The sequence below is a fragment of the Pedobacter sp. Leaf170 genome (genome assembly GCF_920984665.1).
Lineage (GTDB): Bacteria > Bacteroidota > Bacteroidia > Sphingobacteriales > Sphingobacteriaceae > Pedobacter.
The window spans coordinates 102,484-120,430 of sequence record NZ_CAKLBP010000004.1 but is presented as its reverse complement, the minus strand read 5'-3'; the positions used below and the strand labels follow the sequence as shown (position 1 = coordinate 120,430).

Here is a 17,947-nt window from a genome sequence, read left to right as displayed (position 1 = left end):
TGGAGTTTAATCAGTTAACTCTTAAACTCACTAGTTTTATGGAAATCGATATCAGGATAATCCTGTTTGGTTAGATTAATCATATAATCACTATCTGATAAATAAACCGGGTTTGCTTCTTTATCAAAACCAATATGTTGTTGCTTACGCTTCACAAATTCATCTAATTTTTTTCTGTCTGTTGATGTTACCCAGCTCGAGCGTGTGTAACTCAAGGTTCGGAAACGACATTTCGCACCATATTCATGCTCCAAACGGAAATTTATAACCTCAAACTGAAGTTCCCCAACCGCACCAATTACTTTTCTATTTCCGGGTTGCATTACAAATAATTGCGCCACACCTTCATCCGTTAATTGTTCAATACCTTTTTCTAATTGTTTGGTGCGCATTGGGTCCATATTTTCTACCTCTTTAAAAATAGATGGAGAGAAACTCGGAATACCTTTAAACTGCAATTTTTCGCCTTCGGTCAATGTATCGCCAATTTTAAAGTTGCCACTGTCATATAAACCAACCACGTCGCCTGGCCAAGCCTCTTCAACTATGCTTTTCTCGTTTGCCATAAAATCCATCGGATTCGAAAATTTTAATTTCTTATCCTGACGGGTATGATAGTAAAATTTATTACGCTCAAATTTACCCGAGCAAATACGTAAAAAAGCAATTCTATCGCGGTGTTTTGGGTCTAAATTGGCGTGAATTTTGAAAACGAAACCACTAAAGTTTTTCTCTTCTACCAACACATCACGTTCTTCGGCTTCGCGGTGGCGTGGCGATGGCGCAATATCAATAAACGTATCTAAAAGCTCTTTTATGCCGAAATTATTAATCGCACTGCCAAAAAATACAGGGGCTACTAAGCCTTCGGTATATAAATCTTTTTCAATTTTACCATAAATTCCATCTACCAGTTCAACATCATCTTTTAAGGTGTTAATTTCATTTTCTTTTAAATAATTTAATAACGATGGGTCGTTTAAATCATTTGCAGCCACAACCGAATCGGTTACTTTGGTTTTATCAGAATTAAATAAATTTAAATGTTTGTTGTAAATGCTATAAACACCTTTAAATGTATGTCCTTGCCCAATTGGCCAAGAAAGTGGGCACAAACTAATATTTAACTTTTCTTCAATTTCATCTAATAAATCGTAGGCTTCTTTACCCTCACGGTCCATTTTATTTACGAAAATGATTACCGGTGTGTTACGCATACGGCAAACCGACATCAGTTTTTCGGTCTGTTCCTCTACACCTTTAACACAATCCACAACCAAAATAACACTATCCACAGCCGATAAAGTTCGGTAAGTATCTTCGGCGAAATCCTTGTGACCAGGCGTATCCAAAATATTAATTCGCTTGCCGCTATATTCAAAACCCATAACCGAAGTTGCAACCGAGATACCACGTTGTTTCTCAATTTCCATAAAATCGGATGTATTGCTCTGATTTGCCTTGTTACGTTTTACCGCTCCAGCCGTATTAATTGCACCACCAAAAAGCAGAAATTTCTCTGTTAAAGTGGTTTTTCCCGCATCGGGGTGACTAATAATGGCAAAGGTTTTGCGTTTTTCTATTTCAGGGTTAAGCATAATAAAATTTTTGGGTACAATGGCGATGAAACCTTGTTAAAGGAATTTAACAGCGATAAGATTTGAATAATGTTGTTTCATCAGGCTGCAAAGATAAGAAAATTGGTTAACTGTTTTTACCGCTTAATTGTTTAATTGAAAACCCAGTAGCTAATCATTTTTTGTAAAGCAATTGCAGTAATTCTTAGGTTAAATCTGCCCCGCTTTTGTTACAATCTTTTTGTCATTGTCAATCTGAGCTTGTCGAAGATCTGCACCAAAAAGGATTTCTACGTCAATCGGTTTTAATTAACTCAAAATCTGCTAATAAACACCGTTTTGCTGTGCCAAACCAAAGCCACTTCTCAAAAAATCCTTTTGGGCATTTTTATCCCATAACAATTTATTAGTATGGTTTAAATGAATGAATTTAATTTTCGATTTCACACTTGCAGGTTCATCCTTAAATATTTTTATGGTTTCTGTAACCAGAGGATGCGGCACCTCGCTTATTGGTCTATTGCCAAGTTCTTCGGCATTGTAAAAAGTAGCATCTAAAAAGGCAAAATCTACATTTTTCACCCGCTCAACAATACTTTCATTCCATTTAGACCATTTATCAATATCAGGTATAAAAAGATATTTTTTAATTTGCGTAGCAATTTCAAAGCCAGCGGTTTCTGAGTATTCATCACGATGTGGAACTGTGAAAGCCGTTACTTTATTTTCGCCCAGCTCAAAAGGTTTATCATTCTCTAAAACTGTAATTTTAATATTTTGTAATGTCACCAATTGATTCCACGGTCCATTATCCTCCAAAAAGGATTTTAATTTGGGCAATACATAAATGTTCAGGCTTTTGGTATTCATCACCTCCCGGCCAAATTCCATCAAACCTGTATAATGACCGATGTGTGCATGTGTGATGAAAATACCATCTGGCAAATAGGGGTATAAATTTTTTGTTTGCTTTCTAAAATTCTGCAATTGCTTCTTTATATCGGGTGTAGCATCAAACAAATACCATCTTTTTGTTTTCGGGTCAACGAGCGCTAATGAAGCGACAGCCTTTTGCGTTTCAGGATTTTTCCATGCATTGGTACAACAAATTTTGTTACATCCCATGTGTGGAAAGCCGCCATCTTGTGCAACGCCTAAAACTAAAACGAAAGCTTTGTTGTCCGTTTGTGTAAATCCGTTTAATGAGGATAACAAAATCAATAAAAATGATATTCTAAATGGCATATTTATAATTTAAATGCTCACGAAATTAGCAAGTAATACGTTACTTTGCTAAATATTGGCTAATTTTAAAATTATCCCGCCATATTATTTACACAAGTTTTTTAAAAGAAATGCCAGAATTAGAGGAAACTTCTATGCCAGCAGAAATTGCTGCAAAATTTGTTAATTACACTTCAAAACATGTCTTTTTAACGGGGAAAGCCGGTACTGGTAAAACCACTTTTTTGCGCAAATTAATTCAGCTCACGCATAAAAAAGCAATGATTTGTGCGCCAACCGGCATTGCAGCAATTAATGCAGCTGGTGTTACCATTCACTCCCTTTTTCAGTTGCCCTTCGGGGCGTTTTTTCCGGATGCGGCCTCCAGTATTATCAACCAAAACATCACATTTAACTTTAATACGCCTAAAACAATTGTTAAGCATTTAAATATGCAAGGCAACAAACGGCGCATGATTCAAGAGTTGGAATTGCTTGTAATTGATGAAGTAAGTATGCTTCGAGCGGATATGCTCGATGCGATTGATTTTTCTTTACGTTACATCCGCAGAAACAGAAACGTACCGTTTGGCGGTGTTCAGCTGCTTTTTATTGGCGATTTACATCAGTTGCCACCAGTGGTAAAAAACGATGAATGGCGGGCAATGGCTGCTTTTTATAAAAGCATTTACTTTTTTGATGCCTTGGCTTTGCAAAATAACCCACCAATTTATATTGAGCTGGATAAAATTTATCGCCAGGATGATGCTGTGTTTATCGATTTGTTAAACAATTTAAGAAATAATAAAATCACGCCTGAAGACACAGCATTACTTCGTCAGCACTTCATGCAAGATTTTAAGCCTGCAGCGGATGAAAATTACATTACTTTAACTACCCATAATAATAAAGCTGATGCCATTAACAGAGAAAGGCTGACTCAGTTAAAAACTAAATCTTACTTTTTTGATGCAAAGATTACAGGCGAATTTAGCGAATATGCCTATCCAAACGAGAAAAGTTTAGAGCTTAAAGTTGGGGCGCAGGTTATGTTCATTAAAAACGATATGACTGCCGAAAAGCGTTATTACAATGGTAAAATAGGCGTTGTTCATCACATTGAAAAAGATACTATTGAAATTGAACTTCCGGATGAGCGAACTGTAATTTCCATTTCGCCATACACTTGGGAAAACGTTAAATACAAATTAAACGAAGCTACAAACGAGATTGCAGAAAATGTTGCCGGTTCATTTGTACAATATCCTATAAAATTAGCCTGGGCAATCACAGTCCATAAAAGTCAGGGTTTAACTTTTGATAAAGCGATTATTGATATTGGCGATGCATTCGCCCCCGGGCAAGCATACGTAGCGCTTTCGCGTTTACGCTCGCTTAAAGGTTTAGTTTTAACTTCGCATTTGCGTGAAACTGGTTTGCAGCAAGACCAAAACATTCATTATTTCTCAAGCACTAAACAACCTGCTGAAGTTTTAACGCAGCAAATTAGTGTAGAGAGTTATGATTTTATCAAAACCTATTTATTTGCGGCTTTTGATTTGAATTTGGTTCGTTATTACCTTAAAGAACATGTACAAACTTTCGATAAGGGAGAAAAATCTACCAAACAACATTATGATGATTGGACGATGGAATTGTACCGCGATTTTCAGAAAATTACCGCAACCGCAGATACTTTCATAAACCAATTAAAAGGTTTGTTTACCACACAAACCGAGCATACATTGTTTAATGTTTCAAAAAGGGTGGATGCTGCGTTGAAATATTTTAATCCATTAATTAAGGAAGTTTCTGATAGACTACTGACGCATATTGAAGCCATAAAGGCAGAAAAACAGATTAAAACCTATTTAACTGAATTACTTGAACTAGAGATTTTAGTTTATGAACAGTTAAAGAAAATGCACAAAAGCAAAGCTTTATTGCAAGCCATGATTGATGGAAAAGAGTTTAGCAAAGCAGATACAGATGCGCTTTTAAATACTTCTGAGCGTGAAAAACAGTTGCAGAAGGCTATCCAGCTAAAAGGAGAAACCTTAAAAGTAAAATCTGCAGTTGAAAAAAAGAAGAAAGAACCAAAGGTTGATACTAAGCTTGTTAGTTTTGAACTCTATGAGCAAGGAAAAACGTTAGCAGAAATTGCTAAGGAGCGAGGCTTTAGTGTTACAACTATCGAAGGTCATTTAGCGTATTATGTTTCTACTCAGCAAATTGATGTTAAGAAATTAGTTAAACCAAACAAAATCAGAAATATAAGTGATGCCGTTGAAAGCCAGAAAACTAAATCAATGGCCGTAATTCGAGAGTTTTTAGGTAAGGATTATTCTTTTGGAGAGATAAAACTAGTGTTAGCTTCATTGTTTCCAACAGAGGAATAGTTTTTGTTTAACCGCAAAGAACGCAAAGAGAAAAACACGAAGAACGCTAGAGCTATTTCAGAATATGGAAGAAAATGAATTATCTAGAATTGTTATCGGCTTAGCAATTGAAGTACATACTGCGCTTGGTCCGGGATTATTAGAAAGCGCTTATAAAGAATGTCTATATTATAAAATTGCTAAAGCTGGTTTATTTGTTGAAAAGGAAAAAGCTATGCCTTTAATTTATGAGGATGTAAGACTTGATTGTGGGTACAGAATCGATATTTTAGTAGAAAGAAAATTCGTTTTGGAGTTGAAAAGTTGTGAAGCACTCAATGATATACACTTGGCTCAAGTACTAACTTATATGAAACTGGGGAATTATAAATTAGGATTATTGATGAATTTTAATGTAATCAGGTTAAAAGATGGTTTGAGAAGAATCGTAAATGGCTTATAAATCTTTCTTTTCTTTGCGGAAAACTTTGCGAACTTTGCGGTTAAATGGAGAAAGTTAATGTTTTAGCACAATATATGCCTGCCCAGGCTGCGCCTTTAATTGCTAAATGGATAGATTATTTTCAATGTGAATTCAAAATTTCTAAAACACGTTCTACCAAATTAGGTGATTACCGCCATCCATATCAAGGTAAAGGTCATAGAATTTCAGTTAATTTTAACTTAAATAATTACGCTTTTTTAGTAACCACCGTGCATGAATTTGCACATCTTTTAACCTGGAACGATTATAAAAATAAAGTAAAGCCTCATGGTGCAGAATGGAAGAAAAACTTTCAGCGAATGATGGTTCCTTTTTTCAAAATGAATATTTTTCCGCAGGATATACACAAGGCTATTGATAATTACATGTCTAATCCGGCAGCATCAAGTTGTTCTGATTTACACTTGTCGCGGGCACTAAAAAAATACGATTCTGATAAAATTGAAACTTTACATTTAGAGCAATTACCCATTAACACCGTTTTTAAAATTAAAGATGGAAGGCGTTTTACCAAAGGCGAACGCATCAGGAAACGTTATCGTTGTATTTGTTTAGATGATAAACGGGTATATCTGTTTAATCCGCTGGCAGAGGTTTTTGTTAGTTGATTGGTTTGTTGGTTGTTCAATCTTTTTGCTGCCGTCATTCTCAACTTGTTTCAGAATCTCTTCAAATAATGTTTCCGTCTGTGCCTCGCAATGACGAGATTTTGGTGCTAAAAACTAATCAATCAAAAAACCGAATGTATCGCCATCAAACAAACCTTTATCACTCAATTTTAAATGAGGAATAACCAGCAATGCCATAAAAGAAAGCGTCATAAAGGGAGCGACTAATGTAGAGCCTAGTTCTTTAGCAAATTTATCAATAGAAGTGTATCGCTCAGCAACTTCGTAACCGTTATGGTTGCTCATTAAACCCGCCACAGGTAAAGGCAAAACTTCCTCTTTACCATTCCCTATCGCTACAACTCCGCCGGTTTCGTTTATAACCAGATTAACAGCATCGCAAATGCTTTTATCATCTACACCAACTGCAATAATGTTATGACTATCATGGGCCACGCTCGATGCGATTGCGCCACTTTTCATTCCGAAATTTTTAACAAATGATACTGTAACGGGCGCATCATTATAACGGTTGACTACAACCATTTTTAAAACATCATTATCCAAATCACTAATGATGTTTCCATTATCAACCTTTGGTGCAAAAAACAATTTATTGGTAATGAGTTGCCCATCTAATGCTTCAATTACCGGAATTTCCTTTTGGTTTTGGTAAGGATAGATAAAGTCTTCTACTTTTTTAAGGCTGCATTCGAAATGATTTACGGAGGATCTATCGTCAACAGTTTTGACCCAATCGCCAACCATTTTACCATTTTCGGCTAGTAAAACGCCATCAATATAAGTTTGCTTTATGTTGAAGTTTACCAAATCTTCAGCAATGATAAAGTCTGCGTAATCGCCAATTTCCAGTGCGCCAACATCTAATTTATAATGAAGTATTGGGTTGATACAAGCTGCCTGCAAAATATTAAAAATGTCTATTCCTTTAACCACCGCTCTTGCGCATAGCGAATTTATATGATTTTCAACCAAACTATCAGGATGTTTATCGTCACTGCAAAACATCATCATTTGCGGCCAATCGTTCATTAAATCAATCAAAGCTTCAAAATTTTTAGCAGCGCTGCCTTCGCGAATAAGAATTTTCATGCCACATTGAAGTTTATCCAAAGCTTCTTCGGCAGTAAAACACTCATGGTCGGTAGAAATTCCTGCATCAATATATTGCTGAACGGCATCGCCTCGTAAGCCCGGTGCGTGACCATCAACTGGTTTACCCAATTCATGTGCAGCAGCAATCTTTTTTAATACTTCTTCGTCGCTATTAAGCACACCCGGGAAATTCATCATTTCGCTCAAGTATTTCACTTCAGGTCTTTCTAAAAGCGCTTTAACAGCTTCATGATTTAACTCAGCCCCCGCAGTTTCAAAAATCGTAGCCGGCACACAACTTGGTGCACCAAAATTAAATTTAAACGGAACGGTATTGCCGTTTTCAATCATAAATTCTACACCTTGCATACCGCAAACATTAGCAATTTCGTGTGGATCGCTGATGGTTGCAACGGTGCCATGCACAACAGCTAACCTGGCAAATTCGCTTGGAATGAGCATGCTGCTCTCAATATGAACGTGGCTATCAATAAATCCCGGAAGGACAAAATGTGTGTTATCTTTTGCTTCGGAAATATTATTTATTGATTTTATCTTTCCGTTTTCTACCTCTACTTCGCCAAAGAAAATATTTCGCTTTGTGATGTCAACTATATTTCCTTCGACTTTAAAATTGCTCATTTCTGTTATAAATTATTTGAAGTTGTGATGATTTTAGGATTGACCTTTGTAAGTTCTATAACAAAGCGTTCAACTTCTTTGGGGCTTATGTAAATTTCATTCCATTTATTATATTTTATAATAATTCCGTTGCATGCCAAAGCCGGTTTAAAACCTACAAAACTCTTTGTATTTAATTGTAATTCCCTAATCTCATCAATTTTTATTTGTCCAAAAAAAGGACCAGACCTATACTTTAAAACCTTATTTTGAATGGTATATTTTGTATCAAACAATAACCATAAGAGTAAAGTACCAACCAACGTTGATATGATAAATGTATATAAAATTGAGAAACCATCGGTACATCTTATCAAAGTATAAATCGATACGCTGATTAATAACAAGATTGTTATTACTACGATAATAAGGTAAAATAAGTCGACCTTACTTTTGAATGTCATATTAGTATACAAGCAATTTTTCAACGGTTTCTGCCAATCTTGCCTTTGCCAAAAATTCATCCTCCAACGCTTTATTCATCGGGATTGCAGTATCTAAACTTGCACAACGCATTACTGGCGCATCCAAGTCCTGAAAACAATGTTCGCCAATCCATGCTGAAATTTCTGCCCCAAAGCCATTGGTAAGTGTATCTTCATGTAATATTAAAACCCTTCCGGTTGCTTTTACTGCTGCTCGAACGGTTTCTTTATCCCAAGGTTGTAACGTACGTAAATCAATTAATTCTGCATCACTTTGTGGATTGTTTTTTAAATAATCTAACGCCCAATGAACCCCTAAACCATAAGTAATGATTACGAATTTATTTCCTTTGTTTAAGGTTACTGCTTTGCCAATTTTGGTGATGTAATAACCATCAGGAATAGGAGTGGATAAGCTTCTGTATAGATATTTATGTTCAAAATACAATACCGGATTTGGGTCTTCAATTGCAGCCAAAAGTAAACCTTTAGCATCTTCAGGAAATGCCGGATAAACAATTTTCAAACCTGGTGTTTTGGTAAACCAAGCTTCGTTACTTTGTGAGTGAAACGGACCAGCGCCAGTTCCTGCGCCCGTAGGCATACGTACAACAACATCGGCCTTTTCGCCCCAACGATAATGCGTTTTAGCCAAATTATTTACAATCTGATTAAAACCAACCGTTACAAAATCTGCAAACTGCATTTCTACAACGGCTTTGTAACCATTAATGGATAAGCCTAAACCTGCACCAACAATTGCCGATTCGCAAATTGGCGTATTCCGAACCCTGCCTTTACCATATTTGCTTGTAAAACCATCCGTAATTTTAAATGCGCCACCATAATCGGCAATGTCTTGCCCCATTAAAACTAAATTTGGGTATTTCTGCATGGCCAAATCCAAAGCATCAGTTATGGCATCTAAATATCTTTTTTCTGTTGATGATTGATTTGCATGAACCACGTTTTGCTCGTGAGGATAATACATATCGTTTTCCTCTCGAACGGAATCAACCTCTGGCTCAGGTTCCTCAAAAGCTTCCTCAACTTCTAACTCAATGTCTTTTTTAAATCTTGCTCTGATATCGATAATTGAGTCAATAGTCAAAATTCCTTCTTCAATTAAATAAGCTTCGTAGTTGCTTAACGGGTCTTTCTTTTCCCATTCATCAAATAATTCCTGCGGAACATATTTTGTGCCCGATGCTTCCTCGTGGCCTCGCATCCTAAAAGTTAAACATTCTAATAAAACCGGGCGGGGATTTTGGCGGATATCTTTTGCGATTCTGTCTATAGTATGATAAACTTCAAGGATGTTATTTCCATCAATCTGAATACCCTCTATACCATAACCAATCGCTTTATCAACTAAATTTTTACATCGAAATTGTTCAGATTTTGGGGTAGATAAACCGTAGCCATTATTTTCGATAAGAAAAATTACAGGTAAATTCCATACAGCAGCAACGTTAATTGCTTCATGAAAATCGCCTTCACTGGTGGCACCTTCTCCAGTATACACCAAAGTTGCCTTTTGCTTCTTTGCTAAAACATCAGCCAATGCAATGCCATCAGCCAATGCCATCTGCGGACCGAGATGAGATATCATCCCAATAATTTTATAGTCTTGCGTTCCAAAATGAAAGGATCGGTCGCGGCCTTTGGTAAAACCGCTAGCCTTTCCTTGCCATTGCGCCATTAATTTTTTTAGGGAAATATCGCGAGAAGTAAAAACACCTAAATTACGATGCATAGGCAAAATGTATTCATCGCTCTGCATGGCTAGAGTCGAACCAACGGCAATTGCTTCCTGCCCAATACCTGAAAACCATTTTCCAATTCTACCTTGACGCAAAAGTTTTAACATTTTATCCTCAACCATGCGAGGATAAAGCAATCTTTTATATAAATTCAGTAAGAATGAGTCGGCTTTATCAGCTCGGTTAAATTGCATATTTGGTTAGATGGATTGTATCAGATATCAAATCATTTTTGTTTATTCAAGTATTAAAGACATCATAAGCCGAGCATGATTTGTTAATTCTCCTTACCTTTCTTCAAATCATCCCATTGTTTTGAAAAGGATTTATCAGCAACCTTTGGCAACTCGCGATATTTACCCCAGCTTTTTTTGAAGAATGTTTTTAGCATAAAGTTTTTAAATTTTCCGCCAAATAAATCCATCAGTTTTCGCTTTTGCATCATGCGGTTAAACATTCCCCAACCTATTTCTTCTACTTTCTTGTTCTCGTGTGAGGTTGCCGCATCTCTGCGATTAAGTAACAGCATTTTGTGGATATCGATTTTAACAGGGCATACCTCCGTACATTTTCCGCATAAACTGGAAGCGTAGCTTAAATGTTTAAACTCTTCCATTCCTTTTAAATGCGGGGTAATTACCGAACCAATTGGTCCGCTATAAGTGGTATTGTAGGTATGGCCGCCAATATTTTTATAAACCGGACAAGCGTTTAAGCAAGCTCCACAACGAATGCAATATAAACCTTGACGCTGGTCTTTTTGAGCCAATAAATTGGTACGCCCATTATCTAAAAGGATAACATACATTTCTTCCGGTCCATCGGTTTCATTTGGTTGCCGTGGACCGCTCAAAATGGTATTGTAAACTGTTAAATTTTGACCAGTTCCGTGTGATGCCAATAAAGGCCAAAACAAATCTAAATCAGCAATTGAAGGAATAATTTTCTCTATACCTACGATTGCGATGTGGATTTTTGGAAAGGTTGTACTTAATCTGGCATTACCTTCATTTTCTGTAATGGCAATGCTTCCGGTATCCGCAATTAAAAAGTTTCCGCCACTTATTCCAATATCAGCATTTAAATATTTATCACGAAGCAATTCTCTTGCTTTTTGTACCAATTGCGGCGGTGTGGCATCAAGCGGCGTTCCGAATTTATCGTGAAACAATTGCGCAATGTCTGTAGCGCTTAGGTGCATTGCAGGAGTAACAATGTGGTAGGGCGCTTGCCCTAATAGCTGAACAATATATTCACCTAAATCACTTTCTAAAGATTCTATTTGATTGCTTTCCAAAAAATCATTTAAATGGATTTCTTCCGTAGTCATCGATTTTGATTTGATAACCGTTTTACCATTGTTTCTTTTAATGATATTCAGAATTTCCTGCTGCGCTTCTGCTGCATCGTTTGCCCAAATCACTTTTCCACCTCGACGCTGAAAATTGGATTCAAATTCTGGTAAGAATTTGTCCAAATTTTCCATCACCCGCCATTTTGTAACATGTGCTTTCTTTTTTGATGCTTCGAGATTTTCGAATTTTGATAAGCCACGCTCAACAGCCGTATTGTACTTACCAATGTTATAATTTATGGTTTTACGATGCGGTAAATCGAAAGCTTTCTCATCAGACTTCTCTAAAAATTCCTCGGCAGTTTTGATCATACTTCAAAGATAAGAATTTAAGCAGGCACGAAAAGTAATGTGCATAAAAAAGCCCCGATTGAGATATCGAGGCTTTTTAAATATTTATTTCTTAGGATTTCCTTTTCCATCCCTATCAACTGCCGGTCGTTTAGCTTGATTTGCCAATTCCCATGCCGTATAGTAGGTTAATTGAGCTCTTTTCGCTAAAAGTGGGAAGTTAATCTTGCTTACTTCATCTCCTGGTTGGTGATAATCTTGTTGCAACATTCCATCATAATAGAAAATAATAGGAATACCCAACTTCGCAAAGTTATAATGATCAGAACGATAATAAATGCGGTCGGTATCATTTGGATCATCATATTTATAATCCAGTTTCATTTTTGTGTAAGTTGCGTTTACTTGCTCACTTAGTTTTCCTAACTCGCTACTAAGCATATTAGAACCAACAGAATAGATGTAATTAGCTGAATCTGGTGTATTCAAATATAATTCACCAGTACGGCCAATCATATCTGTATTTAAGTTTGCAATTGTATTTTCAACTGGGAAAACAGGATGAGAAGAATACCAATCAGAACCCCAAAGTCCTTTCTCTTCGCCAACAACTGTCATAAATAAAATACTACGCTTTGGTCCTTTACCTGCTTTTTTAGCATCAGTAAATGCTTTCGCCATTAATAAAACACCAGTAGTTCCCGAGCCATCATCATCAGCGCCATTGTTTACTTTATCTTTAGCATTTGGATCTGCAACTAAGCCAATATGGTCATAGTGTCCGGTTAATACTAAAACTTCTTTCTTTAATTTCGGGTCAGAACCTTCTAAAAATCCTAAAACGTTTTCGGCTCTAACCGCCACTTCAGATTTCATTGCGCTTGCAGAAACTGCAACGTTAATAACTTGAGAAGCTGGCTTTTTAGTTTCTGCAATTTTCTTTTGAATAGCCTCTACCGAAGTATTTGCAATTTTTAAAATTTCGTTAGCCGTTGCCGTAGTTACACTAATCATGGTAAAAGGATTTTGGCTTTTCATGCGCTCCACAACTTCCGGAGATTTCATTACCGGTTGTCCTTCGCCATAAATAGCCTTTAGCTGCTCTGCTCTGTTATCCAATGATGGGTCGATAATTATAACTGCTTTAGCTTTGCTTTGAGAGATAAAAGTAACTTTTCTGGCTCTTGCCATCATCATTGTTCTTCTGTCTTGTTTGTCTTCAGGTTTAGCTGTTGGGTCTCCGCTTCCAAAAATAACTACAACTTTTCCTTCAAGATTTAACCCTTCAAAATCGTTGTATCCATCTTTATTTACACCGTAACCAGCAAAAACTAAATCATCAGCACTAAAAGTAAAACCGTTTAACCCAACCGAATTGCTGGTTATTAAATAATCGTTATACAATTGTTTTGGCTGGCCATTGATAGTTAAAGAACTTTGTGTTATCGAAAAATTAGCCAAATCAATTTTTTGAAAATAACTACCATCAACAGGACCTTTTAAGCCAATTGATTTAAAATAATCACGAATGTAATCTGCAGCCATCCATGCACCTTTCTTACCGGTTTCTCTGCCCTCATATTCATCAGAAGCTAAAACAGATAAGTGTTTATAGCCGTTTTCTGGATTGATGACTTTGCTAAACCTTATAGCATCCTTATTTGGAACTAATGGTTTAACCTGAGCGAAGCTACTTGCAGCAAGTAGTGACACAAAGCCAAGTGTTAAAAATTTTTTATTCATTTTTTTAGTAAAGTTAGTTGCAATTAAATTTAGCAGGATATTTTATTTACCCTGTTTTGATGTCTGCCACCTTCAAATTCGGTATTTAAAAAGGTTGTTGTAATTTCTTTAGCTTGTTCTTCAGAAACAAATCTAGCCGGAATGCATAAAACATTCGCATTATTATGTTTTCTTACTAACGATGCTACCTCATTTTCCCAGCATAATCCGGCTCTAATGCCCTGATGTTTGTTAGCTGTTATGGCAACGCCGTTTGCCGAGCCACAAAGCAAAATACCGTAGGTAAATTCACCACTTTCTACGGCAGAAGCTACCGGATGAGCAAAATCTGGGTAATCTACAGAATCTAATGAATGGGCGCCAAAATCCTTAACCTCATAATCTGAAAGGTGAGTTTTAAGCATTTCCTTGTATTCAAACCCAGCATGATCTGCTCCAATGGCAATTTTGATTTTTTTATCAGACATGGCCAAATTTATAGAGAATTATGAAATCTATTCGTAATGTTTTTGTTAGTTAGCATAGAACGCTTTATCTTCTTTTTTCTTCTTTCTTTCGATGTATGCCGAAACGAAAATACTCAATTCATAAAGTAAGAATAATGGCGCTGCAACGGTTAGCATGGTTAAAATATCAGGCGTTGGTGTTACAATTGCTGCGATAATTAAGATGATAACAACGGCATATCTTCTACTTGCCCTCATAAACTTCGGCGTCATTAATCCAAGCTTTGAAAGTATAAATATGATTATTGGTAATTCAAAGATAATTCCTGTTCCGAGGGTTAGTGTAGCAATAGATGATACGTAAGAATCAATGGTAAAAGTATTTTTAATTTCAGTACTAACCGTATATCCTGTTAAGAAATTTATAGATAAAGCACAAATAATAAAATACCCAAAAAAGATACCGATGATGAACAGAACAGAAGCAAAAAATACAAAACCACTAGCAGATTTGCGTTCATTTTCGTGTAATGCTGGTTTTATAAATCTCCATATTTCCCAAAGGAGATAAGGAAAGCCAACAACGATACCGCACATTACACAAACATTTAACTGCAAATTAAATTGCCCGGCCATTTCCGTGTTAATAATTTCGCCATTAATTTTGGTTATACACATATCTTTTCCTAATGATGGAAACATATCAACCAGTTTACACATCATTCTATATGTCCAGAAATCTGGTTTTTTAGGACCGAAAATAATTTTATCTAATATTTCTTCATTAAAATAAAATGCAACCCCTGTAAATACTGCAATTGCGATTGCTGCTCTGATTAAGTGCTTACGTAAAACATCAAGATGATCGAAGAAGGACATTTCTGCCTCTAAGGTTGTACTGCGTTGGCCAATGGCTTTGGTAAGGGATGATTTTTCTCTAGTGTTGCTCATGTTGAAAACAAAAATACCATTCTAATTGAATAGAATGGTATCTACGTGTTAAATATAAGAATAGTTTATATTATTGTGAGAAATCGCTATAAAAATGCGGGCTGTATAACAAAGTATTTTATAACGATGCTGATTTATCAACTCTGATTAAACTTAGTTGTTTCATATTAACAGGATTGAAATAGGCAAACTGATAAACGCCATCTGCTCCGGTAACGATTAAAGATTTTGGTCCGGCAATTACATCATAACTCTTTATATTGTTAATGTGCTGTAGCATATTTTTTCCAACTTCCATTTTGTTGGTGATGTTGAAGCTTTTAATACCATAATCGCCTTCACACAAGAATAAATTATTACCACTTACACTTAAGCCATGTGGGTTTAGCATTGGGAACACCGCAACCTGCTTAGGTTTAGTTGGGTCTTCTATATCAACAACTTCTAACTGATTTACAGCTTGCCTGCAGGATGTACCCATACGTAAGGTTACATAGGCATATTTTCCTTGCACAACTACAGGGTCGCAAGCAAAAATATGGCTGTAAGTAGAAAGTTTTACTGGATTTGCGGCATCGGCAGCGTTAAAAATATGCATGCCAGTATTCGTTCCGATAAATAATTTGTTATCGTATGGAAAGATGGTTTCTACGCCCCAACCTAAATTTATTGATTTTACAAATGTTGGATTTGCAGGCGCTTTTACATCAAATAAACTCAAATCCATCGTTCCAACTGTGTATAAATGATCGTTTAATAAAGTAAATCTTGCCATTGAACCTCCCTGACCTGATGAACTGCTTGATGCCGAACTGTAAAAGGCTATATCGTTTTTGAAACCTGATGATGCGTTATTTTCTCTAACCAGGGTATCTTTATAGGTAACTACATATTTTTGATTACTATAGCCCAAGGCGTAAAACTGTTTGAAAACATCAGGTAATCTTTTTATCTGTTTAATATTGGCTACTGAAGTGATATCGAAAGCCAATAAATCCACGTAACTATCAGCATACAAAACATTATTGCTTATCGCCAAATCTACATTACCCGGAATTTGCAAAAACGCCAGGTTAACAGGAGCATTAGGGTTAGCATTGTTATAGATATGGATGCCCTTATTTGGCTCATTAATAAACAGATAATCGTTGTAGATGTATATTTTGCCCGGCTTTTTTACCGCTATTGCTTTCGTTAGGCCAACAGGAAGCGTTCTCATGGCTTCAACAGTAATTAACTTACTAATCTGGATTAGCTTTAGATCATTGTCTTCATTTTTTTTGCACTGGCTAAATATCGCTATAGCGAATATTGCCATAAGTCCGTTAAGTAAATAGTTTTTCATTGTTTAGTGGTTTTAAGGCAAAACGATGGCAATTACCTAAACGCTACAAGGTTAGCGTTAATTTTTTAAAAGACTTTGGATGATTTTCTAATCCCTTGTAACAAAAAAAGCCAGGCGTTTTTAAAAACCTGGCTTTATAAAATGATTTTAAATATTTTATTGCGAATCTACATAATCAAATGTTTCCATAAATTTTGTAGTGAAATTCCCCGCCCTAAAGTTAGGGTCTTTCATTAATTGTAAATGGAAAGGAATTGTTGTTTTGATACCTTCAATTACAAATTCACTTAAAGCACGTTCCATTGTACAAATTGCTTCTTCGCGTGTTTGTGCAACGCAAATTAATTTTGCAATCATCGAATCGTAATTCGGCGGAATTTGGTATCCTGCGTACACATGTGTATCAACACGAACCCCATGTCCGCCCGGCGAGTGGAAATTTGTAATTTTTCCAGGTGATGGCCGGAAGTTATTTGCCGGATCTTCTGCATTAATACGACATTCAATTGCATGCATTTCTGGAGTATAATTTTTTCCAGAAATTGGAATACCTGCAGCAACTTTAATTTGTTCTTTAATTAAATCGAAATTAATTACTTCTTCTGTTACCGGATGCTCTACCTGAATACGGGTATTCATTTCCATAAAGTAGAAGTTACGGTGTTTATCTACTAAAAACTCAATAGTTCCCGCACCTTCATAATTTACAGCTTGTGCACCTTTAATAGCGGCTTCGCCCATTCTTACCCGAAGTTCATCCGTCATAAATGGAGAAGGAGATTCTTCAACCAATTTCTGGTGACGGCGCTGAATAGAGCAGTCACGTTCAGATAAGTGACAAGCCTTACCAAACTGATCTCCAATAACCTGAATTTCAATGTGGCGAGGATCTTCAATATATTTTTCTAAATATAAACCATCGTTACCAAATGCAGCACCAGATTCCTGACGAGCACTATCCCATGCATTTTCGAAATCTTCATCTTTCCAAACTACACGCATACCACGGCCACCACCACCGGCAGTTGCTTTAAGTATAACCGGGTAGCCCATTTCGTTTGCAATTACAATACCCTCCTTAACGCTAGATAATAAACCATCAGAACCTGGAATAGTTGGTACGCCAGCTTTTTTCATGGTTTCCTTAGCCGAAGCTTTATCACCCATACCGTTTATCTGCTCAGGAGTAGCACCAATAAATTTGATATTATACTCACGGCAGATATTTGAAAATTTAGCATTTTCAGATAAAAAGCCGTAACCAGGGTGAATCGCGTCGGCGTTAGTTAATTCGGCAGCCGAAATTATATTAGGAATATTTAAGTAAGAATCTTTGCTAGGCGGAGGTCCAATACAAACGGCCTCATCAGCAAAACGTACATGTAAACTTTCGCGATCGGCGGTAGAGTAAACAGCAACCGTTTTGATGCCCATTTCCTTACAGGTACGGATAATACGCAAAGCGATTTCTCCCCTGTTGGCAATTAGTATTTTTTTAAACATAATGCTTGTTTATTAGCTAATTAGCTAACTGATTAAT

Annotated in this window: 14 protein-coding genes; 3 read left to right on the top strand and 11 right to left on the bottom strand. The window is 36.3% G+C overall.

Annotation, left to right across the window (positions count from 1 at the left end; genetic code table 11):
• Window positions 1–14: 14 nt before the first annotated feature.
• Complete coding sequence (locus LUA90_RS11275) at window positions 15–1,598, bottom strand: peptide chain release factor 3 (protein WP_231460377.1); 1,584 nt, start codon at window positions 1,596–1,598, stop codon at window positions 15–17.
• A 303-nt stretch (window positions 1,599–1,901) separates the two neighbouring features.
• Window positions 1,902–2,822, bottom strand: a complete 921-nt coding sequence (locus LUA90_RS11270) for an MBL fold metallo-hydrolase (RefSeq protein ID WP_231460376.1) — start codon at window positions 2,820–2,822, stop codon at window positions 1,902–1,904.
• Between the two features lie 110 nt (window positions 2,823–2,932).
• Here LUA90_RS11270 and LUA90_RS19505 point away from each other — a divergent pair, with 110 nt between their 5' ends.
• The 3 genes from LUA90_RS19505 (at window position 2,933) to LUA90_RS11245 (ending at window position 6,292) form a co-directional block, all read left to right on the top strand.
• Window positions 2,933–5,200: a helix-turn-helix domain-containing protein gene (locus tag LUA90_RS19505; protein ID WP_304622672.1), complete on the top strand. Its 2,268-nt coding sequence runs from the start codon at window positions 2,933–2,935 to the stop codon at window positions 5,198–5,200.
• Window positions 5,201–5,264: 64 nt separating this feature from the next.
• Window positions 5,265–5,642 (top strand): GxxExxY protein, encoded by a 378-nt coding sequence (locus tag LUA90_RS11250; protein ID WP_231460375.1) that lies wholly within the window; start codon window positions 5,265–5,267, stop codon window positions 5,640–5,642.
• Window positions 5,643–5,686: 44 nt separating this feature from the next.
• Window positions 5,687–6,292 carry a SprT-like domain-containing protein gene (locus tag LUA90_RS11245; RefSeq protein ID WP_231491002.1) on the top strand — a complete coding sequence of 202 codons (606 nt, stop codon included), beginning with the start codon at window positions 5,687–5,689 and terminating at the stop codon, window positions 6,290–6,292.
• A gap of 114 nt (window positions 6,293–6,406) precedes the next feature.
• Here the strand turns inward: LUA90_RS11245 and ade are convergent, their stop codons facing one another.
• The 9 genes from ade to accC form a co-directional block, all read right to left on the bottom strand.
• Window positions 6,407–8,050, bottom strand: a complete 1,644-nt coding sequence (gene ade, locus LUA90_RS11240) for an adenine deaminase (RefSeq protein WP_231491001.1) — start codon at window positions 8,048–8,050, stop codon at window positions 6,407–6,409.
• A gap of 5 nt (window positions 8,051–8,055) precedes the next feature.
• Window positions 8,056–8,325, bottom strand: coding sequence for a PH domain-containing protein (locus LUA90_RS11235; RefSeq protein ID WP_231460372.1), 270 nt, complete (start codon window positions 8,323–8,325; stop codon window positions 8,056–8,058).
• A 169-nt stretch (window positions 8,326–8,494) separates the two neighbouring features.
• Complete coding sequence (locus tag LUA90_RS11230; protein WP_231491000.1) at window positions 8,495–10,471, bottom strand: thiamine pyrophosphate-dependent enzyme; 1,977 nt, start codon at window positions 10,469–10,471, stop codon at window positions 8,495–8,497.
• A gap of 83 nt (window positions 10,472–10,554) precedes the next feature.
• Window positions 10,555–11,943 carry a LutB/LldF family L-lactate oxidation iron-sulfur protein gene (locus LUA90_RS11225; RefSeq protein ID WP_231460370.1) on the bottom strand — a complete coding sequence of 463 codons (1,389 nt, stop codon included), beginning with the start codon at window positions 11,941–11,943 and terminating at the stop codon, window positions 10,555–10,557.
• Between the two features lie 84 nt (window positions 11,944–12,027).
• The gene (locus LUA90_RS11220; RefSeq protein WP_231460369.1) at window positions 12,028–13,665 is read right to left on the bottom strand and encodes a M28 family peptidase; all 1,638 of its coding nucleotides are present in this window, start codon (window positions 13,663–13,665) and stop codon (window positions 12,028–12,030) included.
• A gap of 29 nt (window positions 13,666–13,694) precedes the next feature.
• Complete coding sequence (gene rpiB, locus LUA90_RS11215) at window positions 13,695–14,132, bottom strand: ribose 5-phosphate isomerase B (RefSeq protein WP_231460368.1); 438 nt, start codon at window positions 14,130–14,132, stop codon at window positions 13,695–13,697.
• 45 nt (window positions 14,133–14,177) lie between these two features.
• Window positions 14,178–15,062, bottom strand: a complete 885-nt coding sequence (gene tatC / locus LUA90_RS11210; RefSeq protein WP_231460367.1) for a twin-arginine translocase subunit TatC — start codon at window positions 15,060–15,062, stop codon at window positions 14,178–14,180.
• 118 nt (window positions 15,063–15,180) lie between these two features.
• Window positions 15,181–16,407, bottom strand: a complete 1,227-nt coding sequence (locus tag LUA90_RS11205; protein ID WP_231490999.1) for an LVIVD repeat-containing protein — start codon at window positions 16,405–16,407, stop codon at window positions 15,181–15,183.
• A 156-nt stretch (window positions 16,408–16,563) separates the two neighbouring features.
• On the bottom strand, window positions 16,564–17,910 hold the full coding sequence (gene accC, locus LUA90_RS11200) for an acetyl-CoA carboxylase biotin carboxylase subunit (protein WP_231460365.1): 1,347 nt from the start codon (window positions 17,908–17,910) through the stop codon (window positions 16,564–16,566).
• Between the last annotated feature and the right edge of the window lie 37 nt (window positions 17,911–17,947).

Coding starts and splice junctions, on each gene's coding strand:
- LUA90_RS11275 (WP_231460377.1), bottom strand. CDS start 1,598: ATGCTTAACCCTGAAATAGAAAAACGCAAAACCTTTGCCATTATTAGT.
- LUA90_RS11270 (WP_231460376.1), bottom strand. CDS start 2,822: ATGCCATTTAGAATATCATTTTTATTGATTTTGTTATCCTCATTAAAC.
- LUA90_RS19505 (WP_304622672.1), top strand. CDS start 2,933: ATGCCAGAATTAGAGGAAACTTCTATGCCAGCAGAAATTGCTGCAAAA.
- LUA90_RS11250 (WP_231460375.1), top strand. CDS start 5,265: ATGGAAGAAAATGAATTATCTAGAATTGTTATCGGCTTAGCAATTGAA.
- LUA90_RS11245 (WP_231491002.1), top strand. CDS start 5,687: ATGGAGAAAGTTAATGTTTTAGCACAATATATGCCTGCCCAGGCTGCG.
- ade (WP_231491001.1), bottom strand. CDS start 8,050: ATGAGCAATTTTAAAGTCGAAGGAAATATAGTTGACATCACAAAGCGA.
- LUA90_RS11230 (WP_231491000.1), bottom strand. CDS start 10,471: ATGCAATTTAACCGAGCTGATAAAGCCGACTCATTCTTACTGAATTTA.
- LUA90_RS11225 (WP_231460370.1), bottom strand. CDS start 11,943: ATGATCAAAACTGCCGAGGAATTTTTAGAGAAGTCTGATGAGAAAGCT.
- LUA90_RS11220 (WP_231460369.1), bottom strand. CDS start 13,665: ATGAATAAAAAATTTTTAACACTTGGCTTTGTGTCACTACTTGCTGCA.
- rpiB (WP_231460368.1), bottom strand. CDS start 14,132: ATGTCTGATAAAAAAATCAAAATTGCCATTGGAGCAGATCATGCTGGG.
- tatC (WP_231460367.1), bottom strand. CDS start 15,062: ATGAGCAACACTAGAGAAAAATCATCCCTTACCAAAGCCATTGGCCAA.
- LUA90_RS11205 (WP_231490999.1), bottom strand. CDS start 16,407: ATGAAAAACTATTTACTTAACGGACTTATGGCAATATTCGCTATAGCG.
- accC (WP_231460365.1), bottom strand. CDS start 17,910: ATGTTTAAAAAAATACTAATTGCCAACAGGGGAGAAATCGCTTTGCGT.